Origin of the sequence: Paenibacillus algorifonticola (assembly GCF_000971975.1) — a bacterium.
GTDB lineage: Bacteria > Bacillota > Bacilli > Paenibacillales > Paenibacillaceae > Pristimantibacillus > Pristimantibacillus algorifonticola.
In genome coordinates, this window is sequence record NZ_LAQO01000002.1 from 322,823 (window position 1) to 347,784 (window position 24,962).

Genomic DNA, 24,962 nt, shown 5'->3' on the forward strand with positions numbered 1-24,962 from the left:
AACATAGCATCATAATGGACTTCCCTTAGTGGCCAAAGCGGTGAACGAACTGCTTGATCAGTTCGTTCAATGGTTCGGAGGCTTTCGTCGGAATCCGGTGATCGACGTTTTTAATGAAAACCAGTTCACTTTTCGGCAATCGTTGATGCAACATTTTGGCATAAGGATGAAAGTGTTTGTCTTTTACTCCGTAAACGAGCAGGACGGGAAGATAGATTTCCTGAAGCTGCGATGTACAGTTGTATTTCAAGCTGTTCTGGTAATACTGTTCCGCATTTTTGGCATTCCCTTTTTTCGCATCGTTGAATAATTTACGGAACAAAGAAAAATCTTTAGCTTGCGCCCAGGCATTGGAAAACGCGATCGTGCCGACTGCTCCGATTTTGGAGAAAGCAACGCCCAAAGATATTTTGTTTCTTAGCCGCCATTCATTCACTTCCGACATTCCGCCGATGACGATGCCTCCCCATGCCCGATCGGGATGAGTCAAGAGAAACTCAAGCACGATCGAACCCCCAGTAGAATATCCGCACAAGAAGACTTTATCGATGCTCAACCGGTCCATCAACTGTTTAATATCCTCAACGATTAAAGGATAAGTAACCGTTTGTTTGGAAGGCTGACTCTTACCATGTCCTCTGATGTCAAAAGCAATGGTTCGAAAATGTGGCGATAGCCCCTGGATTTGGTATGTGAAATTTAAGCTTGTTAGTACCGGAGGATGAATGAAGAGGATGGCCGTTCCTTTTCCGTGATCGATATAATGCATCGAGTATCCGTTTATGTTTGCGGTAGTCATCGTCACACACCTACTTCCTTTACAGTGATTTTGGTTTTACTGAAAAAAATAACTCATGATATAAAAAACATTTTCGGAATCGATTTATGACATTACAATCATAATTATGATCTATAAACAATCGAATATATTCTTCTTCATTACGAATATACTCCCCGTTGTCGTACCATTTCATAAACCTATTACATATCGGTTTTTTCTTGCATAAACATGGTTCCATAACGATAATCGTTCCGTTAGGCTTTAGAATTCTTTGAAATTCCTTCATGTAACTTGATATTTCGTCCGAAGAAACATGATGCAACACAGCGATAATAAGTATGTAATCGAACGAATCATTATCAAATGGGAATCTCTTACTTTCCAAAACCTGAAATGCATGGTGAGTATATAATCGCTTTGCATAATCAATTCGTTTGGCATCAGGGTCAATCCCAACATAATATAAAGGATGAAACATGGAGCAGTTCGCCCCAGTGCCGGAGCCGAAATCTAGTACAGTATGTCCATCAAATGTAAAATGGGATTGTACATGATCGTGAATATACTTTTTAGTAAACCATTTTGGACGGACAAACCAATGATAAAGTCTAGGCGAGAACGAAATATTAATGGGAATTCACCATCTTTCGGATTAAGTCACGAAAGATAATTTAACCTATAAGATTGAAAAACATACATGCAAGTAAAACCTGATTTTTTCATAAAATTACCTTGAAACCAGCCATAACGAACCAGATGGCTGGTTTTCATTTGTATACGACTCAATTTTTTCCAATGCTCTATCTGGAATAATTTTTTATATGTAAGAAAAAGATAATGAGGGAAATTGTGTTTTTAAAGAAGGGAGTAAACCTATGAAAATAAATAATAAAATTGCCATTTTGCTAATGCTAAGTTTAAGTTTGCTGATCATCGGTTGCAGGGCGGACTCCAGCCGACAGATAGATCAACAAAGTGTCAAGTCCCCTATCACGGCAAATCAAAATGCCAAGCCTGTCATATTTATCTTGGTTGATTCTTTAATGGACAAGCCTTTGCAAGATGCGATTCAAGAAGGACGTGCACCCGCAATGCAATATCTCCTTAAAAACGGGCAATACTTCCCGCAGGTTGTGAGTTCATTTCCCACGATGTCGGTGACGGTCGACAGCACATTATTAACGGGAACGTATGCAGACCAACATCATGTGCCCGGACTTGTTTGGTACAGCGGCAAAGAGAAACGCATGATTTTCTACGGTAATGGTGCCAAAGAAGCGTTGAAGATAGATCAACTGCAAGTATTTAAGGACGCTATTTATCAGTTAAACCAAGTTCAATTGAACAAAAAAACGAAAACGATTCATGAAGAGTTGGCCGACAAAGGAAAAGAATCCGCTTCCATCAATGCTATTGTTTATAGAGGGAAAACGGAACATGCCTTAAAAGTGCCTCGCTTCATAACGTCCAGCAACCGTGTGCCAGAACAATTGATAATAACAGGACCTAAATGGTTTTCCTATGCAGCTCTTGCACAACTGGATCCGAAGAATAGCTGGAATACTCTTTTGTGGAAAAAATACGGGATGAATAACGAGTTTTCCGCTCAAGACACTGCTTTTCTGATTAATCAAAAAAAACTTCCAAACGTAACCATCGCCTACTTTCCGGAGAATGATCATTCGGTGCATAAAAAGGGCCCAACTCAGTTGGATGGAATTGAAAAAGCGGATCAAGCGCTGCAAGTCGTGCTTAACGCATACGGTTCGTGGGAGCAGGCTGTAAAAAATGCTATATGGATCGTTATGGGTGACAGTGCGCAAAGCGCTGTTTATGAGGATCGGCAGGCAGCAACTGTTGAAATGAAGCCGCTTTTGAACGATTACCACATAGCAAAATTAAATCAACCTGTAAGAACCGAGGATCAAATTGTGATTTCTACTAATGAACGGATGGCTTATGTCTATGCGATTGATGCAAAAGTGGAGTTATCCGACGTCGTGAAGCTTTTGCAAAATGAGGACAAACTCGATATCATTGCAATGAAAGACGATAAAAATATCCGTGTTACATCGGGGAAAAATGGTAACACTTTTTCTTATCGTCCCGGTGGGAACCTCAGCGATGAATATGGGCAGTCGTGGACATTATCGGGCGAACCGGGAGGCCTTGTGGATATTACGATAAATAACAACCGGATCAAGTATGGAATATATCCTGACGTTTTGGCGAGGTTATACGGGGCAATGCATTCTCATGAAGGAAGATACGTTGTCGTCACGGTCCAACCCGGATATGAACTCGTCAGTGAAAGTTCCCCTACCCACATCGGAGGGGGAGCTCATGGTTCGCTGCATGAAAAAGATTCCCTTGTCCCATTAATTATTTCTGGAACGAATACACGGCCAAAAACACTGCGTATCGTTGATATCAAAGACTGGATTCTGCAATTGGTGAACGGGTAAGTTTTAAACTAATAAAACATAGCACCAATAATATTTTCCGTGTTTATCCAAACAAAATCATTGCCTCGAGCGAGTCTGACGTTTTTTTGCTGCTGATCAATTTTGGTTACTACTCCTGTTAATTCCGAATTGTCAAATTCTCCGAATAAAACCAAAGTAACCTCCTTCCTGAACAGCATTGATTCAGCGATGATGCTGGATAGCCGTTCCGTTTCTTGATCATCTAATTGTGGACGTGAGTTCTTTCGCAAATTCTGCTGGTACAGGATGTAAGCTTCCTTGTGTTCCGGAAGCATCATTCGGCTAGATTCCCAGAGCCCGTTCTTTTCCAATTTTTTGCTCATTTGTAGTGCCCCCCGATTTTTATGGACCTATCCGCTGCTTGCCCTGCGGCAGTAAGGGATGAAGCTCTTACAATGGCGGTGCTTCCGTATCGATTTTTGATGCTGTCGGTCACTTTCTCCAGCGTTCTAAGCTTGATCTGATCCTCAAAGAGGGTGAGCTGATAGTTTTGATCGTCCATGAGCTGGCTGATGGTCACACCGACCCGGCGTACAGGCATGCCATCCCAAAATTTATAAAACAGCTGCTTCACCGCTTCAAAAACCGTTTTGGTATGGTTAGTGGGATCCAGCAACTTCATTTGGCGCGAAAATCCGGTGGGCGCTTCATAGGGGCTGCACATGCAGTTGACCGTGACGACATGGCCCATATAATTTTTGCGGCGGCAATCACGGCAAACTTCCTCGGTCAGCTCAAGCAAAACGGTATCTACCTCCCATGGCTCCATATAATCTCTTGGCAAAGTCATCATATGGCCAACCGATTTTGGCGGGGTGTTGAAGGTTTCAGGTGTAACCGGGCTGTCATCGATGCCGTTGGCCGTTCGCCACAGCACCTCGGCATGAATATCGGATTGCTTGCCAAAGCGAAAGCGAAGCTGATCCTTGAGACGCGGAAGCGGCGTTCTGGCAATATCGCCTATTGTATGCATGCCAAGACGAGTGAAATGGGTGGTCATGCGTGAGCCGACCCCAAACATTTTATGGACCGGCTGCGGCCACAGCAAAGCTTCGACTTCTGTTTTAGGGAGGGTAAAGATGCCATCCTTATTCTTTTTTGCCCAGATGTCTGTGGCCATTTTAGCAAGCATTTTATTGGAGCTTATGCCCACCCTTATCCATACGCCTGTTTGCAGGAGAACCTTCTGTTGAAGGGCTTTGGCTATCGTAACAGGGTCTCCGAAAAGAGGGATGCTTGCCGTAATGTCCAGAAACTGCTCATCAATGCTAAAGATTTCAACAAGGTTTGTAAATTCCTCATAAATGCCCGTGATCATCATAGAGGCATTAATATAATGCTGCATGCGGGGACGCAGGACGACGAGCTCCGGACATTTATTTAAAGCGATGCCGAGCCGTTCGGCTGTCGTTATGCCATATTGCTTGGCAATGGGGCAAGCCGCTAAAATAATGCCTGATCGGCGCTCAACGGAGCCAGCCACAACAACGGGTTTATTTTTACACTCCGGATGGCTGGCTTTTTCAATACTTGCGTAAAAACTTTGACAATCTGCGAGCAATATAACCCTTTCAGCTGTTTCCCTCATTCCAACCGCCTCCGCATATTCATCAGCATGGTCATTAGCTCGGCTTTAACTAAACTTCTAAGCATGGTGAAATGGTGGATATAACCGCGAACTTTATATTCAACATGGACCCCTCGCGCATTCATCTCGGTGTTTAACGCTTTAATATTCCGTTCTTTCATTTTTTTCTTAATGCTTTGCCATTCAAGATAGATGCTTCGTTCTATTTCATTTAGGTAAAAAAGGATATGGTTATAAATGATTTTATTTCGATGCATTTTCAATTCGTTGATGTCTCTGGCTAACATATCGAGAAGGATCGGCAGCAAGGTATGCTTTTTAATGATTTGCAGATCCTCTTCCGTTTCGATTATTGAATGGACACTCATAGCTACACCACCATGACGCGAACGTTTATTCGTATTCTGTATTATATACCGAATGTATGTTCTCTATGCAAGGTTTCGCAGGCAGGTAATTTCGACCAGCTTGGGTTCTGCTTCAGGAAGTGACAGGGGCTAGCGTTTTATGGGGGCGGTTATAATAATGAGGCTTGTCCAATAAAGCAGAAGATGCGATGATAAATAAATCACATGCTTACATAAGGAGTTAAAACAAAATGAAACAGGCATCACTGCTGCAAGACAAAAAACAACGCAAATTGCTGTTCAGCGCCGGGCTCAGCTGGATGTTCGATGCGATGGACGTCGGTATGCTGTCCTTTATCGTGGCTGCGTTAAGCGTAGAATGGGGGCTTGGCACCGAGCAGATCGGACAGCTGACCGCGATTAATTCCATCGGCATGGCGGTTGGGGCGGCAGCGGCGGGTGCGCTTGCGGACCGTTACGGACGCCGGACGATATTGCTGTGGACGCTGCTCATTTTCTCGGCGGCGAGCGGCTTGTCGGCGCTGGCGGGCACCTTTACCGTGCTGTGCCTCTTGCGTTTCGCTGGCGGCTTTGGACTTGGCGGCGAGCTGCCCGTCGCTTCGACGCTCGTGTCCGAGTCGGTTCCCGTGAAGGATAGAGGGAGAGCGATCGTGCTTCTGGAAAGCTTCTGGGCAGGCGGCTGGATTGTCGCTGCGCTTGTCTCGTATTTTGTTATTCCGGCCTATGGCTGGCGAGCGGCGTTTATTATTGGAGCGGTTCCAGCGCTGTATGCGCTGTATCTGCGCAGAGCAATCGAAGATTCACCGCGTTATGTGGCGCAAAAGGGGAACGTTTTGCCGCTGCGCCAGCGGCTGGCGGCGATTTGGTCGCCGAAGCATCGCCGCTCAACGATCATGCTGTGGCTGCTGTGGCTAACGGTCGTCTTCTCGTATTACGGCATGTTTCTCTGGCTGCCGACCGTCATGGTGCTGAAAGGCTTCGGACTGGTCAAAAGCTTTCAATATGTGCTGCTCATTACACTTGCGCAGCTTCCGGGCTATTTTACAGCGGCGTATTTCATCGAGAAGCTGGGACGCAAATTTGTGCTGGTCACCTATTTGCTGCTGACGGCGCTAAGTGCCATCTGGTTCGGCAGCGCAACAACAGAAGGCATGCTGCTTGCTGCCGGCGCTTGCCTGTCCTTTTTTAATCTGGGCGCTTGGGGAGCGATGTACGCTTACACGCCGGAGCAATATCCGACGGCGGTTCGCGCGACTGGAGCAGGCTTTGCCGCTTCCTTCGGCCGGATCGGCGGCATTATCGGCCCTTACATGGTTGGGATGCTCGTGGCAGGAGGCACATCGATTCAAACGGTGTTCATCATTTTCTTTGTGGCGATCGTATGCGGTGCACTCGCGGTTGCTTTTCTGGGTAAAGAAACAAAAGGGATCGATCCCGACCGTTAAGCGGGCAAGCTTGTCATAATAGAGGGAGCGGGGCGAGAAAGAGCAGGAAACGCGCCGTTCTCTAAACGAAAAAAAAGCCCCTCTCCTGAGCAAAAGCAGTTTCGGCAAGCCGAACGCTGCTCAATCAAGGAGAGGGGTTCTTCTTTTGGAAAATATACAGCAAGATGCAGGATTTAGCGCACGCAGCTGTTATCTGAGCGGCGCGAAATGCTTTACTTGCTCCAAAATGCCTTCGATTTCTTGAACCACATCTGCCGAAAGCTCCAGCTCGACAGCTTTGACGTTTTCGACGATTTGCTGCGGACGGCTCGCGCCAATTAGCGCGGAGCTGATGCCCGGCAAGCGCAGCACCCATGCCAGCGCGAGCTGGGAAATGGAGACGCCAAGCTGGCTAGCCAGCCCGTCAAGCTGTTCTACGCAGTCAAGGACATCGTCCCGCAAATAGCTTTTCAGCACATGGTTGATCGAATCATTGGCAGCGCGGCTATCTGTAGGCAATTGCTGGCCTTTTCTGTATTTTCCGGTCAGGATGCCTTGTGCCAGCGGTGAAAAGACGATCTGGCCAATGCCTTCCCGCTCGCTGACAGGGATGACCTCCTGCTCAATATATCGCTCAAACATATTGTAGATCGGCTGGTTGGAAATAAGCGGCCGCAAATTCAGCCGCTTCGCAATGCTGGTCGCATCAGCAATTTGAGCGGCGCTCCATTCGCTGACAGCGGAATACAAAATTTTGCCCTGTGCGGTCAAATCGTCCAGCGCCCGCAGCGTCTCTTCCAGCGGAGCATTCTGATCATAGCGATGGCAAAAATAAATATCAATATAGTCCGTGCCGAGACGTTTCAAGCTGGCATCGCACTGCTCCATAATATGCTTGCGCGATAAACCGCCGTCATTGGGGCCATCGCCCATATTGAAAAAGACCTTGGTCGAAAGCACGTAGCTGGAGCGCTCAAAGGGCCGCAGGGCAGCACCGAGCGCCCGCTCGCCTTCGCCGCGGTTATAGGCATTGGAAGTGTCGAAAAAATTGATGCCGCTTTCAAAGGCTTGCTGAATGCAAGCGTCAGCCGCTTGCTGCTCGGTAGCTGTGCCGTAGGTGAGCCAGCTTCCAAGACCGATTTCGCTTACTTTAATGCCGCTTGAACCAACGCGTCTGTATTTCATACCCTGATTCCTCCGCTTTCATTGAAAAAGTAAATGCTCGTCCCTAGCCGCAGCCGTTATTGCTCCAGTGATTTTTGCGTAAAGATAGCCATGTACGTTACTTCGTCCGATACGGGGCAGAGGAGATGCTCCTCCAGCGAATTGAAATAAAGCGTATCCCCCGGATGCAGCGAATATTCAGTCGCACCAACCTTATACGTCATCTCGCCGCTGATCATATAAATAAATTCCTCGCCCTCATGGGAGAAGCCGTGCGGCTTGACCTCGCCTTTGCGAGCCGTAATCAAATAAGGCTGGACCAGCTTGTCTCTGCGCTCGCTGGCAAACGCGTAGAAGGAGTACCCTCTGTCCGTTCGGAGCCAGCTGTCTTTATCGCTGTACTGCCGACTGGAATTGAACACGGTCGCATTCGAACTCTGCTCTTCAATCAGGTCGGACACTCGGACGCCTAAAGCTCCGGCAATCTTCATGAGTGTCGCCACCGGAGGAGCGGAAAGGTCGTTTTCAATTTTGGACAGGAGACTCTTCGTAAAGCCGCACTGTTTTGCGATTTCTTCCTGCGTCCGCTTCTGCTCCATGCGGATCAGCCGGATTCTTTTGCCGAGGCTCATCAGTCACACACCTTTATTTGTCATACTTGTCCTCTATCGTATCATAAAAGGACCGAGTTGAAAATGATTCAATAAAGTTGTTGATAATTCAACTTAGTTGAATTAAAATAAACCTGCAATCACCTTGAGCTAAGTGCTTGAAGTGTTGAGGTGCCGAAGCATTGAAGCGCTGAAGCATGGAAGGCAACACGAAACAAGGAGGGACAGGATGGTCAAAGCGGCGGATTTGAATGAGGAGCAGCATGTGCTGAATATGGGCTGGGGCAAAATATCGTGGTTGTACGGCCAAGAAATCGATCCTGCGGGCCAAATGACATTTGGGCAGGTATACATTCATGCAGGCCAGGAAAATGGACGCCATCGGCACCCGAACTGCGAGGAAATTATTTTTGTATTGTCGGGCGAATGCGATCATTCGCTGGGGGATGAAATGTATCATCTGAAGCCAGGCATGGCACTGCGCATTCCGCAGAATGTGCTTCATCATGCCAAGGTAACCAGTTGGGAGCCATGCCGGATGATCATTGCATATTCCGCAGTCGATCGGCAGACGGTGGGTGAATAGAGCGGCCATTCGAGCTTTGAATGACCTAGTACGAGCAGGCTAGTTCAAGCAGCAGGCAGAACGTAGAACGTAGGACGCAGGGAGGACGACAAGTGGGAATCCGGTATGCTTTTTCCCGGCCAACAGCGGGGGCAGCGGAAGAGGAAGCATTAATTCATGGCTATCAGACGGCAGGCTACGAAGGCTTGCAGCTCAAATGGAATCAATATATGCCTCACGTGCAGGAGCCGGAGCGGTTTATGGAACGTTGGGGACAGCCGCCGGGCCTCGCATCAGCGCTTATTACGGGAGGCACGCTGCTTAGCGACGATAGCAAGGAAGAGCTGCGCCGCATTTTCCGCTTTGGGAAGCAGGTGGGCACGGAGCTGATCGTCTACTGTCACAGCGTCCCAAGGACGGGGCTGGACAAGGAAGCTATCGCCGGCTTTGCACGGCTGTTCGCGGAGCTGGGCAAGGAGGCGCAAGCCAGCGGACTAAAGCTGTCGCTGCATCATCATTATGATCAGCCGGTCATGCACCGGGCGGATTTTGATATCTTTTTCAGCGAGCTGCGGCCGGAGGACGGGGTTGGACTGACGATCGATACGGCGCATCTGGTGAAGTCGGGCATTTCCGATGTGGCGGAGGTCATTCGCAGCTTTGCGCCATTTATCAATAATTTTCATATGAAGGATTTTGCGGCTGGCGAATATCGGATTTTAGGAGAGGGCTCGATTGATTTTCAGCCGATTATGGCGGAAGTGAAGCGCATAGGGTATGCGGGCTGGATGTCGGCGGATGAGGAAAGCGGCGGTGAGATAGTGACGGGCATGCAGCAATGCTTGCAGTTCATGAAATCGGGTGTTGGGGGAGTGTCGGAATGAAAAAATATAAAATTGGTTTTGTCGGCGCGGGGGCTGTCACGCGGCTGCATTTGAGGGGCTATGCCAATCATCAGGATCGCGTGGAGGTCGTTGCGCTTTGCGATCCAAGCGAAGCGGCCGTTCAAGAGCGGGCGGATGAGTTCGGCATTTCGGGAAGATACACCGACCTTGCGGAAATGCTGGCGCATAGCGGGCTTGATGCCGCAGTGGTCTGCACGCCTTCGACGATACGTGAGAGCATCATGCGGCCGCTGCTGGAAGCGGCAATTCCGGTATTTCTGGAAAAGCCTTTCGCCGACACGTTTGCCGAGGCGCAGCAAATAGCGGAGCTTGCCAAGCGGCTGAACGTCCCGGTATGCATCAATCAAAATTTTCGCAAGCATCATAAATTTGATTTCATTCGCGATTTGGTCAAGGCAGGCGCAATTGGCAAGCTGGAATCGATTCAATTTGATTCCTTGTTCTATCGGCAGGATGCGGGCTGGCGTATTCATACAGAGCGTCACGCCTTGTCCGTCATGGCGATTCATTGGTTTGACGGTATGCGCCGAATTGCGGATGCCCAGGCGGCTTCTATTTATTGCAGTGCCTACTCTTCGAAGGCGGTCGATTGTTTAGGGGAGACGGATGCGACCGTGCTGATGACGTTTGAGAACGGCGTGCGCGCCCATTTTACCCAAAGCTTCTCCAGTCCGTTTCATAAAAATGATCTCGTCGTGCTTGGCAGCGAAGGCGTGATCAGCACAACGTCCAATACGATCGGGCTGTATCGCCGCGACCCGAGCGGGGAGCCGAACTGGAACCCGCAGCCGGTACAGACATGGGAGCACGCGCTGCCGATTGAGGAGGCGATATTTGACGGCCTCAATCAGCTGCTCGTCTGGCTGGAGACGGGCGTAGAAGCCGAAAATAGCGCATTTGACAATTTGCATACGGTTTCACTGCTGGCTGGCGCGTACGAGTCGGCAAAGGGTAATCAGGTCGTTGCATTTCAGGAAGGGCTGCTAGGGTAGAGCTTGCAGCTGCAAAAATACATCTAGAGGAACTTTGTTGCAATTGTGGTCAGTAAAGATTGTGGCCAGTTAAGAAAAAATAAATAAGTCGCGGGGTTTTCGCAGCAGCGAAAACCCCGTGCCTTATTTTGCACGATAAGCTCTTTGAGCGTTGATTTGAAGAACCACCCATTTTGGCGGACACCAAATCCGCTATTTCCTCTAGCAAACGGTTGAGGAGATGCCTCGCGGACACAGAAGCCCCTAATGGACCCAAATCGCTATTTTGCCGAGATAATGAGACCGATAAGGGATTTCCTGTCCGCTTACACGCTTAAATCATAAAAAAAGCTAAAATAGTGGAACCTCAGTCCTCCAAAAAGGAGAGGTCCTATTAGAGATCCTATTCGCGCTGACTAAATACGGAGGCTAATCGCATTAAGACGAACATTTACAGCTCAAAATGCTGCTGGCGGTAATGGAGCGGGCTCATGCCGGTCCAGCGTTTGAATTGCCTGCTGAAATGCGACAGCTGGGAATAGCCCAGCCGCGCGCCGATTTCCTTCAGCGACAGCTCCGGCTGGCGAATGAGCACTTTAGCCTCCTGCAGCTTGAGCTCAGATAAAAACTGCCGTGGCGACATGCCATACACTTTGCGAAACACCTCTAGCCCATAGCCCGGGCTGATGCCCAGCGAGCGCATAATCTCTTCAATGGAAAAAGCGCTCTCCGCCACTGGCTCGCCTGGAAGCTTATGCGGGTCAAAGTTCCCCTTGATCGCCTCGGCAATCGCTTTGGCATATTGCACCGATGCTGGCGGCATAGCTGCCAGCTCCTCCTCCGGCAAACAGATCGTGCCGACTAACAGCCCAAACAGCTCAAACAAATCTGCTTGCAGCCGAAAACGATCCGCCGTCGTATAGCCGCCTCCCCGCCTAAGCATCGCAATCCATTGATTTAAAATAGGCAGCAGGCGCTCATGGTCGGCGCTTCCCGCGGGAAACAGCAAGCGGCCACTCCGAATCATTTCTTGGCGAAAAGCCGGATCGTCCACATTAAAGTGGGCGCAAAAATAAGCCATGCCCTCCTCCGAAACGCAGCGGCTCTTATGCTTAAAGCCGGGAGGAATAAGCAGAAAGTCGCCGGCCCTCAGCTGATATTTGCTTTCACCAATGACCGTTTCCTGCGCACCCTCCTGAATAAAAATCATTTCAAAGCCGATATGGGATTCCAGCGGCATCTGCCAATGCTTGTCTACACGCTGTTCATGCGCGCCGAAAAACTTAATGTTCCAGTCGATGGCAGGCAGAAAGCGCACATTTTGAATCCACGGCGAGAGTGTCACTTCATCATCCATAAGGCAGACCACCTTTGATTTGGGTAAATTTCACGTTGTTTGGACAATCGGAGATTTGTTCTATTTAATTTATACTAAGAGGGCAAGCTAAAGCAATAAGCAAAAGTGATGAAACGATAGGGGTTGTCGGTATGGGACAAACGGCAAAATGGTTTTCAAGCACACAAACAGCGAGCTGGACGGAGAAAAGCACGGAATCACGCACATTTTCACCGGCTCTATCTAATTTGGCGATAACTGAAAGCGCATACCAAACGGTGGAGGGCTTTGGCGGCTGCTTTAATGAGCTGGGCTTTGCGGCGCTCAGCCATTTGTCTGAGGAAGCACGCGCTGCGGTCATGCACGAGCTGTTCCATCCAGAAGGCGAGCAGCGCTTCAGCATTTGCCGCCTGCCTATCGGCGCAAGCGACTATGCGCTGGAATGGTACAGCTTGAACGAAACGGACGGCGACGTAGCGATGGAGCATTTTTCCATTGAACGCGACCGCAAGTATTTGATTCCTTATATAAAAGAAGCGCTGGCGCTCAATCCGCAGCTGAAGCTGTTCGCCTCGCCATGGAGCCCGCCTACCTGGATGAAGACGCCGAAGGCTTATAATTACGGAACGCTGCGCTGGGAGAAGGATATTCTGGAAGGCTATGCGCTGTATTTCGTCAAATTCGTTCAGGCTTACCAAGAGGAAGGCATTACGATCCATCAGGTCCATGTGCAAAATGAAGTGGTTGCCGATCAGAAGTTTCCTTCCTGCGTATGGACGGGTGAGCAGCTTAGAGAGTTCATTCGCGATTATTTAGGACCTGCCTTTGAACAGCATGGGCTGGATACCGAAATTTGGCTCGGAACGATTAATGCGCCTGACCCATGGTTAGAACTGATGAAAGGGACAACGAACGATTATGACGCTTATGCAGGCCTCGTGCTGAGCGACCCTGAAGCTTATAAATACATTAAAGGCGTTGGCTATCAGTGGGCAGGCAAATATGCGATTGCCCGGACGTCGCAGAGTTATCCGGAGCTGCGTTATATGCAGACGGAGAATGAATGCGGAGATGGCAAAAACACATGGGCTTATGCCAAATATGTGTTCCATCTGTACCAGCATTATTTCAGCAACGGCGTAAACAGCTACATTTACTGGAATATGGCGCTGGAGCCGAAAGGGCGCAGCACATGGGGCTGGGAGCAAAATGCAATGATCACAGTAGAACCGGATACGAAGCGGGCCATAAACAATCCGGAATATTACGTAATGAAGCATTTCAGCCATTTTGTTGCCCCAGGCTCGAAGCGCATTGGGCTGCAAGGTCCATGGAGTGGCCATGCCATAGCTTTCAAACGTGAAGACGGCTCGAGGGTCATTGTGATCATCAACCCTTACACGGATACAAGAGAGTTAAGGCTGTCCGATGGCGAAGCGGGGCATGTTTTCGAGCTGGAGCCGGAATCTTTTCACACGATTGTGCTTCCTTAAAATATAAGCATGTATAAGTTACACCCTTATAATGGGCTTATATTTCACCCTCGAAACGGTAGCTTTGCCGCCAGAGGACGGCGACAGCCGTTTACGCTTGATATAAAATATAATTTCGATGAACAAACGCCTTTGCGCCTAAGCATGGCGTTTGTTTTGTCGTTATTAAACATAGACAGCAGGGAGGGAAGACGAATGAAGCGATTGTCCAAAATATATCGCGCCGTGCTGCATCCGTTTCGCCGCAGCATTCGCAACAAGCTGATTTTGATTATGGTGCTCGTATCGGTACTGCCAATTGTAGCGGTGACTGCGCTTGCTGTGGACAATAATCGAAAGTCGATGGAGGCCGAGCTTATTGAGACGAATGTGTCCAATATGAAATGGACGAGCATTTATCTCGGGGAGCAGTTTTCACAAATGAACAGCCTCTTGTATTCTGTTCTCATAAATCCGAGCCTAAACGAGTATATTGCGAGCGAGGAGGAATCGGGCTCATCCAGCCAATTTGCCGCCCAGCGAAATATTGAAGACGCGCTGGCCTCGCTTTTATATTCAGGCAATTATTATCTTTCGGGCATTGACCTGTATTTGAACAGAAGCGGCAAGTTGTTCAAGATGAATGCGTCTCAAACCCAAATAAAAACGCTGGACCGCACACCTGCTCCTTATGAGGAGCTGTTCAGCCAGCATAAGGATTTTATGATCCGCAACAGCCCGGAAGGAGACCGCTTCCAGCTTATCCGCAGCATTAACCGATTTGAAAATCGTGAAATTCTCGGCGGCATTACGCTGGAGGTGCGCTGGGCGATTCTCGATCAGACGCTGTCGCTGCTCAATCCGGCTAAAGACCAGACGGTGCTTATTGCAGGACCGGACGGAGAAATTTTGTACCGGATGGGTAGTGAGGCGATTCCGCCCGAGGAGCTTGCAGCCATTGTGAAGGGTGGTGCAGCGCCTGGGTATGAGCGGCGCCAAAATGACTACGTTTTTTACAATACGATTGATCCGATGCAGATGAGGCTGATTAAAATTATTCCGCTGAGCGCCATTAACAAAAGCGCGCAAGCGACGATGCATTATGGGATATTGGTTGGAACGATAACGGTCGCTGCCGCCATTTTGATTGCGGTGCTGCTCGCTTGGCGGACGGCACGGCCGATTGTTATGCTTGCTCGCTCCATGCAAGGGCTGAGCCTTATCAGACAGGGAGATAAGCCGCTGAGTGGACGCATGGATGAAATTGGCTTGCTGGAGACAAAGCTTTATAATATGTCGCATCGCATCAGGGAGCATATTAAGAGCGAATACAGCATGAATTTAGAAAAAAAGACAGCGGAGCTCAAGGCGCTGCAAGCGCAGATCAATCCGCATTTTTTACAAAATACGCTGCAAATGATCGGCAGCATGCTCTTTTCCAAAAAGCCCGCCGAAAGCTACGAAACGATCCGCTCGCTCAGCGAAATGTTCCGTTATGTCATTCGCGAGCCGGATGCCCTTGCTTCACTGAGACAAGAGCTGGAGCATATGAACAATTACATGGTCATTCAGCAGCAGCGTTTTCAATCCCGATTGCAATATAGCCTAGAGGTGGACGAGCGGCTGCTGCAAAGCCGTATTCCGAAGCTGACGCTCCAGCCAGTCGTGGAAAATGCGTTTATGCATGGGCTTGATTCGCAGGCTGGAGGCTGGAAGCTGAGCGTAAAGGTCGCTCCATCCATCATCGCAGGAGCTGAAGACGGAGTTGGGGCAGGAGCCGGAGTAACCATTACAATCAGTGATAACGGGGTAGGGATAAGCGCGGAGCGGCTGAGGGAGGTTCGCCAAAGGCTCAGCTATGCGGATGGAGAGGTTTGGACACACGGAGAGCGGATTGGGCTGGGCAATGTAGCCTCCCGCTTACAAATGCATTTTGGCAAAGCATATGGACTGACGATTGACAGTGAAGCAGGAGTTGGCACGCGTATAGCCATTCATATACCGGGGGACATGCAAGGGGGAGAACTTCATGATTAAAGTGATGCTGGTAGACGATGAAAGCTGGGGAAGGGATATTGTCCGAACGTTCGGCCGTTGGGAGGAACATGGCATGGAGATCGTTGCCGAAGCGGAGGATGGAGAAGAGGCACTGCGGCTTGCAGAGGAGCAAAAGCCGCAGGTCATTATTACCGATATGCGGATGCCTGGCATGGATGGTGTCAAGCTGTTAAATGAGCTGCATGAACGCCTGCCTCATATCCAAATTGTCGTCATCAGCGGCTATGATGACTTCAAATATATGCAGCATGCGATTCGCTGCCAAGCTATAGATTATTTGTTGAAGCCGATTGATCCGAAGGAGCTGAACGCGGTACTGGCAAGATGTGCGGCGGGGCTCGCTGCGGCGGAAGAGAGCCGGCGCTTGCTAACGCTGGATCTCGAATGGCTGCTGTCGCTGACATCGATGAAGCAGCGGCTGCGTGCCCGGTTCAATGAGCTGGACCGCGAAGGTCTGCTTGAGCTTTTCGGAGAGCTGGCGAGCGATATGGAGAGCAGTGGCGCTGGCAAGCCGCAGCTGCTGGAGCGCGTCATCCAAGAGCTGCTGCTCATGCTTAAGGAGCTGCTGCTGGCTAATTCATTGGAGGCAAATGCGATGGATGGCGCAAGAGACGGGGCGGAGCTCGCCTCGTGCGCGAATGCAGCCGCTTATCTGGCTGCCCGTTATGAGGAGGCGCTGGAGCAGCTGATTCAGCAGCGAAAATTCAAGAAACGGCTTAATTTGGACGAGGTTAGGCAGTATATGGAGGCCCGGTTTGCCGAACCGATTTCACTGGAGCAGGTAGCTCGCGCTTTTTTCGTTAGCAAGGAGTACTTGAGTAAAACATTTAAACAGGAATACGGCTGCAATATGACCGATTATATTTTGCAGCTTCGCATGGAGAAGGCGCGGGAGTGGCTGCTCGATGAAAAATTACCGATTAAAACAGTCGCAGAAATGGCAGGCTATGAAGATGTAACGTATTTTTATCGCGTATTTAAAAAGCATTTCGGCATTGCTCCAGGGGAAATGCGGCGCGGCAGCGAGAATTGATGCGGTGGATTGGACAGGTTGGACAAATCGGACCACTTTTAAATTGGTTTAAAAATGTCCAAGCGAACAGTCTAATTCTGTCCAATTAAACGCTTTCATAAATCAGATACAATGAAAGCGTAAACAAACAAGCTTACGGGAGGTCATTACAGATGAAAAAGAAGCTTTGGAAATCAGCGCTAAGCGCGGCATTAATTACAACACTGCTGGCGGGCTGCGGATCAAACAGCGGTACGGCAACCGATAATGGCGGAGAGACGACAGGCGAAGGCGGCGCGAAAACGGTCAAGCTCAAAATGTTCATCGCTCAGCCAAGGCTCAAAGAAAGCTACGATAAATACATTGCGCAATTTGTAGCGAAGGAAAAAGCAGAGAAAAACATTGATGTTCAGGTTCAACTGGAAATGCCGACAGCGGACACGGCTCCGCAAATTTTGAAAACGAGACTAGCATCGAATGATGCTCCGGACGTTTTCGCCGTTCATGCGATCAATGAAATTCCTTCCTTTTACAAAGCTGGCTATTTGGAAGACTTGTCCGGACAACCTTTTGTCGACAAGCTGCTTGACAGCGTGAAGCCTTCCGTTACGACAACAGACGGTAAAATCGTTGCCGTACCTATGGAAACGCTGTCATGGGGATATATTTATAATAAAAAGATTTTTAAAGACCTCAGCTTGACGCCGCCGACCACTTTGACTGAAATGAAAGCGGTTATCGCGAAGCTGAAGGAAAATAACATAGCGCCATTCCTGCTGTCCTACAAGGAAGCATGGATTCCACAGCTGTTCCTGCCGCTGGCAGTAGGTGCTCTCTCGAATACGACAAATAAAGATTTTGTGGAAAAAATGAACAAGGATGAAGGCTCCTTCAGCGACATGAAATCAATGTTCGAGGTTATCGATCTGGTTAACCAGAACGGTACGGATAAAGCGATGGAGCTGGGCGGCGACGATGGTTCCGCGGCTTTTGCATCAGGCAAAGCGGCCATGTGGGTTCAAGGTCCATGGTTCGCAGAGTCGATTCTAAAAGCAAATGCCGATATGGATTTTGGCGTAGCTCCGCTGCCGATTAATGATGATCCTAATGCAACGATGATCAACCTGAGTACATCTACTTCACTCGTTGTTTCGAAAAACAGTGCGAACAAGGAAGTGGCACTGGACTTCGTCAACTACGTGCTGGATGACAAAGACTCCAATGCTTTTTACGAAGAGCTCAAATTTAATCCGGTTGCCAAAAATCATTCGTTCACCACATATCCTTGGGTAGAAGATGCAATGACTTACGTTAAAGAGGGCAAATCGTATTTGGATCCTTCCATTCCACAAGCGGTTAAGGACGAGTCAGGCAAAGCGCTGCAATCGTATTACGCTGGACAACTGTCGCAGGATGGTGTTATAGCGGCACTCGACAAGGCATGGAAATCGTTTAACAAAGTTAATAAATAAAGAAGGAATGGCGGCAGGGCGGATAAGGCGCGAGGCGTCTCCCACCCTGCTGGGGCCTTCCCATCATCATCTTAGGAGAGGTGAGCAACCGTGCCAATGAAGGGTGTTTTAAAAAGATATGTATCGCTGCTGGCCTTCGTCGCGCCTGCATTTATTTTGTACGCCATTTTTCTGCTGATCCCGACTATTGGCGGTATGTATTACAGCTTTACAGACTGGAATGGACTGAATACCAACTATCAATTTATCGGTCTCGACAATTTTGTGGAGGCGCTGAAGGACGACCCGGATTTTGTCCACTCGCTGCTATTCACATTAAAATATGTGCTGTACATGCTTGTGCTGCAAAATGTAATTGCGCTGCTGCTTGCTGTTCTCATTGAATCGCGGAGCAAAAGCAAAGGATTTTTCCGCACGATATTTTTCATGCCGAACATGATCAGTATTATTATTAGCGCCTTTATGTGGACGTTCGTGTTCACTCAAGTGCTGCCGCAGCTGGCGGAAAAAACAATGTTTACCTTCCTGGACCAATCCTGGGTAGGCGATCCTAAGTTTTCCTTCTATGCGATTCTGATCATCTCGCTCTGGAATGGCGTAGGCTACATGATGATTATTTATTTGGCTGGCTTGCAAGGAGTGCCGCAGAGCTTGATGGAAGCGGCCATTATTGATGGAGCGAATCCACTGCAGCGCTTTATGAAGGTTACGCTGCCGATGATTACACATGCGATTACGATTTGCTTCTTCTTGACGCTGAACGGCGCTTTTAAAGTGTTCGAGGTCGTATATGGCTTTACGGGCGGAGGTCCGGGCAGGTCGACGCAGGTTATTACGATGAATATTTATGAAGAGGCCTTTTCGAATAATTTCCGCTATGGCTATGCCAGTGCGAAATCGGTCATTTTATTCATTATCGTCTTGATTTTCACACTCATCCAAATTGCAGTCATGAAAAGAAAAGAGGTGGAGGCATGAGAAACAGAAGCGCGAGCTCGTTATTTATTACGCTGTTTCTTACGATCGGAGCCGCCATTTCCTTCTTCCCGATTTATATGGCCATTGCCAATTCATTTAAAACGCAGGGAGAAATGTTTCAATCCTTCGTAGCTTTGCCGTCTGCGCCGACCTTTGACAACTACGTGCAGGCTTTTCACAAAATCAATATGCTTAGCAGTACGCTGAATTCGGTCATTGTATCGGTGCTGGGCATCGGCGGCATCGTGTTCTGCGCGGCGCTAGCGGGCTATAAGCTGTCAAGGACACCAGGCAAGGCGAGCGCAGCGATCTTTTTCCTATTCGTCGCTTCGATGCTCGTGCCGTTTCACTCGATTATGATTCCGCTTACCCGCATGGCGAACAGCTTGTCTGTGCAGGGCACTACTTATGGCTTGGCACTCATTTACATTGGACTAGGCGTCAATATGGCCGTTTTTCTATACCACGGCTTCGTAAAATCGATTCCGCGCGAGCTGGAGGAAGCGGCTCATATGGACGGCTGCGGCGAGTTCCAGACGTTTTTCCGGATTATTTTTCCGCTGCTGCTGCCGATTACGGTGACGATTGCCATTCTCGATTTCCTCTGGATTTGGAATGACTTCCTGCTGCCGATGCTGATGCTGACGGATTCGGATCATTATACGCTCATCTTGTCCACAAACACATTGTTTGGCGAATACAACAAGGAATGGACACTCATCCTCGCATCGCTTGTACTGACGGCGATTCCTGTTATTATTATATATGCATTCTTCCAGCGCTTTATTATGGAGGGCATTACAGAAGGAGCAGTGAAGGGCTAATGGATAAATTATTATACGGGGTTGCTTATTACGATGAATATATGCCTTACGACAGACTGAATGAAGATATTCGCATGATGAAGGAAGCGGGCATTAACGTAGTCCGCATTGCCGAATCGACTTGGAGCACGCATGAGCCGCAAAATGGCGTATTCGATTTTAGCTCGGTAGACCGCGTGCTGGATGCCATGCATGAGGCGGGTATCCATGTTATCGTGGGAACGCCGACGTATGCGATTCCGACGTGGATGGTCAAGGAGCATCCAGATGTGCTTGCGGTAACAGCAGCGGGGCCAGGCAAATACGGCGCGCGTCAAATTATGGACATTACGCATCCGGTGTATTTGTTCCATGCTGAGCGGATCATTCGCAAGCTGATTGAGCGTGTCAGCAAGCATCCGGCGGTTATCGGCTATCAGACGGACAATGAGACAAAGCACTACGGCACGGCTGGGCCGAATGTGCAGCTGCGCTTCGTCAAATATATGCGTGATACTTACGAGACGCTGGATCGCGTCAACGAGCTGTTTGGCCTCGATTATTGGAGCAACCGCATTAACAGCTGGGAGGACTTCCCGTCCGTTGTCGGGACAATTAATGGCAGCTTAGGCGCAGAATTTGCCAAATTCCAACGTGGGCTGGTTAATGGGTTTCTTGCATGGCAGGTAGGCCTTGTCAATGAATACAAGCAGCCAGGGCAGTTCGTTACGCAAAACTTTGATTTTGAATGGCGCGGATATTCCTTTGGCGTGCAGCCTTCGGTCAACCATTTCGAAGCGGCGGTGCCATTCGATATTGCTGGCGTAGACATCTATCATCCGTCACAGGATGAGCTGACGGGTATTGAAATTTCCTTCGGCGGCGACATGACGCGTTCGCTGAAGGGCAGCAACTATTTGGTGCTGGAAACCCAGGCACAGGCATTCCCGCACTGGACGCCATATCCGGGGCAGCTGCGGCTGCAGGCATTCAGCCATGTGGCATCCGGAGCCGATATGGTCGCTTATTGGCACTGGCATTCCATTCACAATTCGTTCGAGACGTATTGGAAAGGGCTGCTCAGCCACGATTTTCTGCCGAATCCGGTTTATAACGAAGCAGGGACGATCGGACGGGATTTTGCCCGCCTGAGCGATGAACTGGTGCATTTGCGCAAGCAAAATGACGTTGCCGTTATGGTGAGCAACGAAGCGCTGACGGCGTTGGAGTGGTTCAAGCTGCCGGACGGCAAATTATACAACGATGTCGTGCGCTGGCTGTATGACGAGCTGTACAAAATGAACATCGGCTGCGATTTTATTACGCCAGCTTGCGAGAAGCTGGATGATTACAAGGTCGTTATTGTTCCGGCTTTGTATGCCGTGCCGGATGCGACGCTTGAGCGGCTAAATGCTTTTGTAGAGCAGGGCGGACATGCCGTTTATTCGTTCAAAAGCGGCTTTGCCGACGAGCGGATTAAAGTGCGGACCTCGCAGCAGCCGGGCATTATTGGCCAGGCGTGCGGCGTCGGCTACAGCCTGTTTATTGATCCGAAAAATGTCGGGCTGAAAGGTGCGGGGCTTACGGCAGCACCAGGAACCGTTACGAGCTGGATGGAGCTGCTGACGCCGCTTACCGATGAAGTTGAGGTGCTGGCGCATTACGACCATCCGCAGTGGGGCGAATATGCGGCCATTACCCGCAACCGCTACGGCAAAGGTACGGCAACGTACATCGGCTGCCTGACGGATGGAGCTTCGGCCCATGAGGTGCTGAAGGGCACCGTTCAAGAGGCGGGACTATGGGGAGAAGATCAGCAAGTCAGCTTCCCGATCATCGTGAAGCATGGGGTTAATCAGCAGGGGGCGCAGCTGCGCTACTATTTCAACTACTCGGCTGAGCCGGTCTCCTTCGTTTATCCGCATGCAGCGGGACAGGAATTGCTGGACGGATGTTCGATTAATCAAGGCGAGCAGCTTACGCTTGCACCATGGGGCGTGCAAATAATTAAAGCAGGCTAATTGGCAATAAATAAAGGAAAAGAAGGCGTGACGTTTACTTTCGCATTTGCGAAGGCGTCACGCCTTTGTATGGTTTAAACAGCAGTTCGAAAAATGCCATACTTTTTGTGAAAAATGGTGTTTTGCCCGATGCCGACATTCCTCTCGTATTCATAAGATAGTGGAATAGGATAGCCATTATCCAAATATGAGAGAATGCGGAGGGAGCCATGAATAAGGTCGCCTTCATTACAGGTGTCACAGGACAAGATGGCATGTATTTAACCGAGCTGTTATTGGCTAAAGGATACACTGTTCACGGTTTGAGACGGCGCAGCTCGCTGGCGAATACCGGGCGAATCGACCGGATTGTGGAGGAAGTGAATCGCGTAGAGCAGCGGCTGCATTTGCATTATGGCGATTTGACGGATTCGACGAACTTGGTGAGGCTGGTGCAGGCCATTCAGCCGGATGAAATTTATAATTTGGCGGCAATGAGCCATGTGCATGTCAGCTTTGATATGCCGGAATATACGGCGAATGCCGATGGCATCGGTACTTTGCGCCTGCTCGAAGCAATAAGGCTGCTTGGTCTGACCGATAAAACGAAAATTTATCAAGCATCCACCTCAGAGCTGTACGGACTGGTGCAGGCGGTTCCGCAAAGCGAGACGACACCGTTTTATCCGCGCAGCCCATACGCTGTCGCCAAGCTGTACGGCTATTGGATTACGGTCAACTACCGGGAGGCGTACGGCATGTATGCCTGCAACGGTATTTTGTTCAATCATGAAAGCCCGGTGCGTGGAGAAACGTTCGTAACGCGAAAAATAACCCGTGCCGTCGCCCGCATTGCCTCTGGCCTTCAGCAGACGCTGGAGCTGGGCAACTTGTCGGCCCAGCGTGACTGGGGGCATGCAAGAGATTATGTAGAAGCGATGTGGCGCATTCTCCAGCAAAACGAGCCGGAGGATTATGTCATTGCCACTGGGCAGACAACAGAAGTGCGTGAGTTTGTGCGGCTCGCTTTTGCCGAGGCAGGCATCGAGGTCGCTTTTACGGGCGAGGGAGCGGATGAGTTGGGCCATGTGGTCAGCTGCAGGCGTCCGGAATACCAGCTTCCGGTCGGTCAATTGGTCGTCCAGGTTAACCCGCGATATTACCGTCCGACCGAGGTGGAGCTCTTGCTTGGCGACCCGGGAAAAGCGCAGGCGAAGCTCGGCTGGACACCAGCCAGCAGCCTTGCTGATCTCGTCAAGGATATGGTCGTCGCCGATTTGGAGGAGACGCAGCGCGTAGCGGATTTGCGCAAGCTGGGCTATGATGTGAGTCTGGATTTGGAATAAAAGGCATTTGGTGAAATGAAGCCCATCTCCATATCATGCAGAGCACAGGCCTTTTGAGCTTGAAAATATCCCGCCGGAACACTGCATCAATCCAGCAGCTTCCGGCGGGATATTGATTTGTTACGGGTGTGTCATTCCTTTTCGAAACACAAGGAGTCGATTAGAGGATAATCTGACTTTTTTCGGTCGGATGATAAACCAGATGGCGTGTAATATCACCGGGATGCTGTACCAGGAGCGGCCCCCAAGCAGGATTCGTATCGTGCATCAACTTGAGCAGTGAAAGCATGCGGTCAAATACCAACTGGACATCCGCTTCACTGGACAAGCCTTCAGCTAGGGCTGCCGCTACGATATGTGCAGCATAATAACCAGAGCGGTATTCGTCCGCAAGCGAGCCTGTAGTCCGCATCAAGATGCGCAATGAAGAGGTAATGCGTTCATCTTTGTTTCTCCAATTTTGAATTTCATCCAGCGAGTGATTTTCAAGGCTTCTAAGTTTGGTTTTCATAATCGTCCATGCGACGATTCGTGCAGAGCGCTTAGCTGTATCGGCATCAATCCGGCTGCCGCCTAAATGAATAGCGGATAGATCCTTGTCAGATTCCGCTTCAATGATTTTCTCCCAGTCAGCGGCTTGATCGAACTCAAGCAGACCAACAGCATAAGCACCCAAATATCCACGTAAAATGTCAGCCGCATGAGGATCACCGGAAGGCCCTTCATTTCGCAGCTGAGCTTGTCCTGTAAAAGCTGCGTTCATGCCGCGGAAATAACCGACAAGACCAATGGCCGCCGTAGGCCCCAAATTCAGGATGCCTAGAACATCCGAAGCGGTTTCATCCATGCGGGAAGCCCAATAATCCGGAAGACCTTGTCCAATATTTTCTTGAGTCAGACTGGTACGGACGGCGTTTGCCAGTTCCTCCAGCAGCCCAACATCTGCATGCAGAATATCGTGGCCGCACACCTCATGAGGGATACTGGACCATGCCAGCAAGCCAGTAGTTGAATGGGCAGGAGGAAGACTGACAATCGCAGCTTCCAGACCAAAAACGGATGTGGCGTCGATAGGCCAAGTATAAGGGCCGGATTCGGGTTCTCCCCACTTGACCAAGGCCGGAATAACACTGAGATCCGGGAGCTTGATGCCTATCCGGTCACCTGCACTTAGGTAACCGTCGTAAAGATCGCTGACCACCTCCTGAAAGGCATCAGTTGCCAGCGTATGAAAGCCTTCGCCATTCTGGAGAATGCTATGGGCGATATCCAGCATGAGTCTGGCTGTATTATTTCTGCTCGGGTCCCGCAGTAAAATTTCCATGAAGCCCTGCTGGCCAAGATTATCCAGCGTACGGATAAACGGAACGGCAACCGTTTGTTGATATAGCATCGGGAGCTTGCCTTTTGCTGCCTCAAGCCTCCCTCGCAATTGATGATAATCCGTAGGGTCAGGCGGCCCCTGGATGTTAGAAAGTACAGCTTTCTTCACATCCTGAATGCATGCAGGCAAATTGGAGATATCCGGCATTACGATAGTAGTGATGCGGCTTCTTTCAAGTGTTGTTTGCATAGTTAGGTTACCTCCTGAAAGTTTTGAGAGCCAACACTTCCTGATCCGG

General features: G+C 49.5%; 22 protein-coding genes. 13 read left to right on the forward strand and 9 right to left on the reverse strand.

The features are described 5' to 3' along the window. Window positions 1–25 precede the first annotated feature (25 nt). Together WH37_RS11150 and WH37_RS11155 are read right to left on the reverse strand one after the other, a co-directional pair. Window positions 26–799, reverse strand: coding sequence for an alpha/beta fold hydrolase (locus WH37_RS11150; RefSeq protein WP_046230833.1), 774 nt, complete (start codon window positions 797–799; stop codon window positions 26–28). Between the two features lie 19 nt (window positions 800–818). Continuing rightward, window positions 819–1,418 carry a class I SAM-dependent methyltransferase gene (locus WH37_RS11155; RefSeq protein ID WP_331458047.1) on the reverse strand — a complete coding sequence of 200 codons (600 nt, stop codon included), beginning with the start codon at window positions 1,416–1,418 and terminating at the stop codon, window positions 819–821. A 238-nt stretch (window positions 1,419–1,656) separates the two neighbouring features. Between WH37_RS11155 and WH37_RS11160 the strand changes: the two genes are divergently transcribed. Then, entirely contained in the window at window positions 1,657–3,246 is a 1,590-nt protein-coding gene (locus WH37_RS11160; RefSeq protein WP_046230633.1) for an alkaline phosphatase family protein, read from the forward strand. 8 nt (window positions 3,247–3,254) lie between these two features. Here WH37_RS11160 and WH37_RS11165 read toward each other — a convergent pair whose 3' ends face one another. Genes WH37_RS11165 through WH37_RS11175 form a run of 3 tightly spaced genes read right to left on the reverse strand, consistent with a single transcriptional unit; the run spans window position 3,255 to window position 5,223 of the window. Beyond that, complete coding sequence (locus WH37_RS11165; RefSeq protein WP_046230634.1) at window positions 3,255–3,590, reverse strand: YolD-like family protein; 336 nt, start codon at window positions 3,588–3,590, stop codon at window positions 3,255–3,257. Then, a complete protein-coding gene (locus WH37_RS11170) occupies window positions 3,587–4,855 on the reverse strand; it encodes a DNA polymerase IV (protein ID WP_046230635.1) in 1,269 nt (422 codons plus the stop codon). Before WH37_RS11170 ends, WH37_RS11165 begins: the two co-directional genes overlap by 4 nt. Continuing rightward, window positions 4,852–5,223, reverse strand: a complete 372-nt coding sequence (locus tag WH37_RS11175; RefSeq protein WP_046230636.1) for a YhjD family protein — start codon at window positions 5,221–5,223, stop codon at window positions 4,852–4,854. The genes WH37_RS11170 and WH37_RS11175 overlap by 4 nt, the downstream gene beginning before the upstream one ends. Window positions 5,224–5,453: 230 nt before the next feature. Between WH37_RS11175 and WH37_RS11180 the strand changes: the two genes are divergently transcribed. After that, window positions 5,454–6,668: an MFS transporter gene (locus tag WH37_RS11180; RefSeq protein WP_046230637.1), complete on the forward strand. Its 1,215-nt coding sequence runs from the start codon at window positions 5,454–5,456 to the stop codon at window positions 6,666–6,668. A 189-nt stretch (window positions 6,669–6,857) separates the two neighbouring features. Here the strand turns inward: WH37_RS11180 and WH37_RS11185 are convergent, their stop codons facing one another. Together WH37_RS11185 and WH37_RS11190 are read right to left on the reverse strand one after the other, a co-directional pair. Continuing rightward, window positions 6,858–7,832, reverse strand: coding sequence for an aldo/keto reductase family protein (locus WH37_RS11185; RefSeq protein ID WP_046230638.1), 975 nt, complete (start codon window positions 7,830–7,832; stop codon window positions 6,858–6,860). 56 nt (window positions 7,833–7,888) lie between these two features. After that, window positions 7,889–8,443, reverse strand: a complete 555-nt coding sequence (locus WH37_RS11190; RefSeq protein WP_046230639.1) for a helix-turn-helix domain-containing protein — start codon at window positions 8,441–8,443, stop codon at window positions 7,889–7,891. Window positions 8,444–8,651: 208 nt separating this feature from the next. Here WH37_RS11190 and WH37_RS11195 point away from each other — a divergent pair, with 208 nt between their 5' ends. The 3 genes from WH37_RS11195 (at window position 8,652) to WH37_RS11205 (ending at window position 10,884) form a co-directional block, all read left to right on the forward strand. After that, on the forward strand, window positions 8,652–9,008 hold the full coding sequence (locus WH37_RS11195) for a cupin domain-containing protein (protein ID WP_046230640.1): 357 nt from the start codon (window positions 8,652–8,654) through the stop codon (window positions 9,006–9,008). Window positions 9,009–9,100: 92 nt separating this feature from the next. Next, window positions 9,101–9,871, forward strand: coding sequence for a sugar phosphate isomerase/epimerase family protein (locus WH37_RS11200; protein WP_046230641.1), 771 nt, complete (start codon window positions 9,101–9,103; stop codon window positions 9,869–9,871). Further along, entirely contained in the window at window positions 9,868–10,884 is a 1,017-nt protein-coding gene (locus tag WH37_RS11205) for a Gfo/Idh/MocA family protein (protein WP_046230642.1), read from the forward strand. The genes WH37_RS11200 and WH37_RS11205 overlap by 4 nt, the downstream gene beginning before the upstream one ends. Before the next feature lie 430 nt (window positions 10,885–11,314). On the opposite strand, the gene WH37_RS11210 is transcribed toward WH37_RS11205, so the two are convergent. Continuing rightward, the gene (locus tag WH37_RS11210) at window positions 11,315–12,220 is read right to left on the reverse strand and encodes a helix-turn-helix domain-containing protein (protein WP_046230643.1); all 906 of its coding nucleotides are present in this window, start codon (window positions 12,218–12,220) and stop codon (window positions 11,315–11,317) included. 131 nt (window positions 12,221–12,351) lie between these two features. Here WH37_RS11210 and WH37_RS11215 point away from each other — a divergent pair, with 131 nt between their 5' ends. The 8 genes from WH37_RS11215 to gmd all read left to right on the forward strand — a co-directional run bounded on the left by WH37_RS11215 (window position 12,352) and on the right by gmd (window position 23,340). Further along, a complete protein-coding gene (locus WH37_RS11215) occupies window positions 12,352–13,692 on the forward strand; it encodes a glycoside hydrolase family 30 protein (protein ID WP_046230644.1) in 1,341 nt (446 codons plus the stop codon). Window positions 13,693–13,887: 195 nt separating this feature from the next. Continuing rightward, entirely contained in the window at window positions 13,888–15,708 is a 1,821-nt protein-coding gene (locus tag WH37_RS11220; protein ID WP_046230645.1) for a sensor histidine kinase, read from the forward strand. Then, window positions 15,701–16,762, forward strand: a complete 1,062-nt coding sequence (locus WH37_RS11225; protein WP_046230646.1) for a response regulator transcription factor — start codon at window positions 15,701–15,703, stop codon at window positions 16,760–16,762. Before WH37_RS11220 ends, WH37_RS11225 begins: the two co-directional genes overlap by 8 nt. A gap of 152 nt (window positions 16,763–16,914) precedes the next feature. Next, window positions 16,915–18,213 carry an ABC transporter substrate-binding protein gene (locus tag WH37_RS11230; RefSeq protein ID WP_046230647.1) on the forward strand — a complete coding sequence of 433 codons (1,299 nt, stop codon included), beginning with the start codon at window positions 16,915–16,917 and terminating at the stop codon, window positions 18,211–18,213. A 96-nt stretch (window positions 18,214–18,309) separates the two neighbouring features. Continuing rightward, complete coding sequence (locus WH37_RS11235) at window positions 18,310–19,191, forward strand: carbohydrate ABC transporter permease (RefSeq protein WP_414811830.1); 882 nt, start codon at window positions 18,310–18,312, stop codon at window positions 19,189–19,191. Continuing rightward, window positions 19,188–20,015: a carbohydrate ABC transporter permease gene (locus tag WH37_RS11240; RefSeq protein WP_046230649.1), complete on the forward strand. Its 828-nt coding sequence runs from the start codon at window positions 19,188–19,190 to the stop codon at window positions 20,013–20,015. Before WH37_RS11235 ends, WH37_RS11240 begins: the two co-directional genes overlap by 4 nt. Then, window positions 20,015–22,015 (forward strand): beta-galactosidase, encoded by a 2,001-nt coding sequence (locus WH37_RS11245; RefSeq protein ID WP_046230650.1) that lies wholly within the window; start codon window positions 20,015–20,017, stop codon window positions 22,013–22,015. Before WH37_RS11240 ends, WH37_RS11245 begins: the two co-directional genes overlap by 1 nt. A gap of 209 nt (window positions 22,016–22,224) precedes the next feature. After that, window positions 22,225–23,340: a GDP-mannose 4,6-dehydratase gene (gmd, locus tag WH37_RS11250; RefSeq protein WP_046230651.1), complete on the forward strand. Its 1,116-nt coding sequence runs from the start codon at window positions 22,225–22,227 to the stop codon at window positions 23,338–23,340. 160 nt (window positions 23,341–23,500) lie between these two features. On the opposite strand, the gene WH37_RS11255 is transcribed toward gmd, so the two are convergent. Next, window positions 23,501–24,913, reverse strand: coding sequence for a hypothetical protein (locus tag WH37_RS11255; protein WP_046230652.1), 1,413 nt, complete (start codon window positions 24,911–24,913; stop codon window positions 23,501–23,503). Between the last annotated feature and the right edge of the window lie 49 nt (window positions 24,914–24,962).

Excerpts from the sequence above, each read along its gene's own strand:
- WH37_RS11150 (WP_046230833.1), bottom strand. The coding sequence starts at position 799 with ATGACTACCGCAAACATAAACGGATACTCGATGCATTATATCGATCAC.
- WH37_RS11160 (WP_046230633.1), top strand. The coding sequence starts at position 1,657 with ATGAAAATAAATAATAAAATTGCCATTTTGCTAATGCTAAGTTTAAGT.
- WH37_RS11165 (WP_046230634.1), bottom strand. The coding sequence starts at position 3,590 with ATGAGCAAAAAATTGGAAAAGAACGGGCTCTGGGAATCTAGCCGAATG.
- WH37_RS11170 (WP_046230635.1), bottom strand. The coding sequence starts at position 4,855 with ATGAGGGAAACAGCTGAAAGGGTTATATTGCTCGCAGATTGTCAAAGT.
- WH37_RS11175 (WP_046230636.1), bottom strand. The coding sequence starts at position 5,223 with ATGAGTGTCCATTCAATAATCGAAACGGAAGAGGATCTGCAAATCATT.
- WH37_RS11180 (WP_046230637.1), top strand. The coding sequence starts at position 5,454 with ATGAAACAGGCATCACTGCTGCAAGACAAAAAACAACGCAAATTGCTG.
- WH37_RS11185 (WP_046230638.1), bottom strand. The coding sequence starts at position 7,832 with ATGAAATACAGACGCGTTGGTTCAAGCGGCATTAAAGTAAGCGAAATC.
- WH37_RS11190 (WP_046230639.1), bottom strand. The coding sequence starts at position 8,443 with ATGAGCCTCGGCAAAAGAATCCGGCTGATCCGCATGGAGCAGAAGCGG.
- WH37_RS11195 (WP_046230640.1), top strand. The coding sequence starts at position 8,652 with ATGGTCAAAGCGGCGGATTTGAATGAGGAGCAGCATGTGCTGAATATG.
- WH37_RS11205 (WP_046230642.1), top strand. The coding sequence starts at position 9,868 with ATGAAAAAATATAAAATTGGTTTTGTCGGCGCGGGGGCTGTCACGCGG.
- WH37_RS11210 (WP_046230643.1), bottom strand. The coding sequence starts at position 12,220 with ATGGATGATGAAGTGACACTCTCGCCGTGGATTCAAAATGTGCGCTTT.
- WH37_RS11215 (WP_046230644.1), top strand. The coding sequence starts at position 12,352 with ATGGGACAAACGGCAAAATGGTTTTCAAGCACACAAACAGCGAGCTGG.
- WH37_RS11220 (WP_046230645.1), top strand. The coding sequence starts at position 13,888 with ATGAAGCGATTGTCCAAAATATATCGCGCCGTGCTGCATCCGTTTCGC.
- WH37_RS11225 (WP_046230646.1), top strand. The coding sequence starts at position 15,701 with ATGATTAAAGTGATGCTGGTAGACGATGAAAGCTGGGGAAGGGATATT.
- WH37_RS11230 (WP_046230647.1), top strand. The coding sequence starts at position 16,915 with ATGAAAAAGAAGCTTTGGAAATCAGCGCTAAGCGCGGCATTAATTACA.
- WH37_RS11235 (WP_414811830.1), top strand. The coding sequence starts at position 18,310 with ATGAAGGGTGTTTTAAAAAGATATGTATCGCTGCTGGCCTTCGTCGCG.
- WH37_RS11240 (WP_046230649.1), top strand. The coding sequence starts at position 19,188 with ATGAGAAACAGAAGCGCGAGCTCGTTATTTATTACGCTGTTTCTTACG.
- WH37_RS11245 (WP_046230650.1), top strand. The coding sequence starts at position 20,015 with ATGGATAAATTATTATACGGGGTTGCTTATTACGATGAATATATGCCT.
- gmd (WP_046230651.1), top strand. The coding sequence starts at position 22,225 with ATGAATAAGGTCGCCTTCATTACAGGTGTCACAGGACAAGATGGCATG.
- WH37_RS11255 (WP_046230652.1), bottom strand. The coding sequence starts at position 24,913 with ATGCAAACAACACTTGAAAGAAGCCGCATCACTACTATCGTAATGCCG.